Source organism: Mycolicibacter kumamotonensis, from assembly GCF_002086285.1.
Classification (GTDB): Bacteria; Actinomycetota; Actinomycetes; order Mycobacteriales; family Mycobacteriaceae; genus Mycobacterium; species Mycobacterium kumamotonense.
Genome location: NZ_MVHU01000085.1, coordinates 1 through 1,985, shown reverse-complemented (window position 1 = coordinate 1,985; position 1,985 = coordinate 1). Strand labels below are relative to the sequence as shown.

The 1,985-nt window shown below is 63.7% G+C and carries 1 protein-coding gene and 1 pseudogene; both read left to right on the top strand.

Features of this window, described 5'->3' with window-relative positions:
- The first annotated feature begins 159 nt into the window (after positions 1-159).
- A complete protein-coding gene (locus BST28_RS23570) occupies positions 160-759 on the top strand; it encodes a hypothetical protein (RefSeq protein ID WP_109560777.1) in 600 nt (199 codons plus the stop codon).
- A gap of 35 nt (positions 760-794) precedes the next feature.
- Positions 795-1,907, top strand: a pseudogene (locus BST28_RS22820) (IS256 family transposase); the annotation flags it as partial.
- Positions 1,908-1,985: the final 78 nt, after the last annotated feature.

The following is a 1,985-nucleotide window of genomic DNA, read 5'->3' as shown; positions in this document are numbered from 1 at the left end:
AACACTCCTTCTGTCCGCCCCAACGGCGGTCCGATGATGGACCACCTCGGACTTACACAGATGGAATGACACGCCCGACTTCACCCCGACCTGCCGAAACACCTCAATCGACGGCTCCCGAAGAGGGACGCCGCCGAAAGTCAGCCCTATCCAAAGGTTGTGTACGACGCGATCCTCAAGGCAGCAACAGTCGCCGTCAATGCCGAGTACCAGCGCATCTATCCAAATCTCCTCATGCTGCGGCGGCGTGACAGTACGAAACTCCCACCTGAGCAGAGGGCTCGCGTCGACGCGCTTCATGAAGTCGCCACGGCCGGTGCTCCGCTATCGGATGCGACTCGCGATGCGCTGGGAATCACGGTCTCCGACTACAGATATTCGGGGGTCAACGCGGCACGACCGATGCTGTTCGTCAGCCAGGAGGGGGCAGTCGCTATCGCTGTGCTCATCGCCTGCCTGGAAGGAGCGAACTTCACCCCGATCAACGAACGGAAGGTTCCATCGGCCGCTCCGGGGCTCGGTGTCAGTGAAGATATTTGGAGTGTCGAAGATGAAAAGCGGCGGCGACACGATCACCCATACGACTTCCATGCGATACCGAAGAACGCGCGCCGGGCGATGACAAAAATCATCCAGATGACGCAACCGGGACGTGACTACTTGGCGGCGAACGACATTCACGTCCCGGGGAGTGGTGTAAGTAGTGGCGGCGTGTCGGTGCTGATGTGTAGAGGGCCATCGCGTGAGTCTCTGTGGTGAAACCGCCAAGCATCACTACCGAGAGGAACATCGCGATGGCCCTGGATCAGTCTGCCTTGCTCGAGGTGCTCGACGCACTGCGCACCGCCGATGCCGGTGACCGGATCACCCAAGCCGCCGAAACCATCTACCAGGCTCTGATCGAGGCGGAGTTGACCGCGCTGATCGGCGCCGCCGCCCATGAGCGCTGCGAGTCCAGAACCAATCAGCGCAATGGGTCGCGGCCGCGCACCTTGACCACGGTGGCCGGCGACCTGGAACTGCGCATCCCCAAGCTGCGGTCGGGTTCGTTTTTCCCCGCACTGCTCGAGCGCCGGCGCCGAGTCGATCAGTGCCTGTTCGCAGTGGTCATGGAGGCCTACCTGCACGGCACCTCCACCAGAAAGGTCGACGACCTGGTCAAAGCCCTGGGGGCCGATTCGGGGATCTCCAAAAGCGAAGTCTCGCGAATCTGCGCGGACCTAGACACCGAAGTGGCCGCCTTCCGCGACCGCCCGCTCTCGGAGCAGGCATTCCCGTATGTGTTCCTCGATGCCACCTACTGCAAAGCCCGGGTCAACCACCGGGTCGTCTCCCAAGCCGTCGTCATCGCCACCGGCGTGGCCGCCGACGGCCGCCGCGAAGTGCTCGGCTTCGACGTCGGAGACTCCGAGGACGGCGCATTTTGGACGGCGTTTCTGCGGTCGCTGAAATCGCGTGGGCTGGCCGGGGTGCAGCTGGTCATCTCCGATGCCCACGCCGGGCTGCGGGCCGCCATCGAAGCCGTGCTGATCGGAGCGGCCTGGCAACGGTGCCGGGTGCATTTCGTGCGCAACGTTCTCGCGCAGGTGCCCAAGGGCTCCGCGGAGATGGTCGCCGCGGCGATCCGCACCATCTTCGCCCAACCCGACGCCGAGCACGTGCGCGAACAACTCGACACCATCGCCACCATGCTCGGCCGGCAATTGCCCAAGGTCGAGACCATGCTGCGTGATGCCGCCGAGGACATCACCGCGTTCGCCGACTTCCCGGTGGCGCACTGGAAAAAGATCTGGTCGACCAACCCGTTGGAGCGTCTCAACCGCGAGATCAAGCGCCGAACCGACGTCGTCGGGGTCTTTCCGAATCCGGCCGCACTATTGCGGCTGGCCGGCTCGGTGCTCGTCGAAGTGAGGGGGACCCGTTTGGTGGTCCAGTCGCTATGCGACTTGGGGTTGGTGGGTCGTGGTCCACTGTAGAGCGAACTC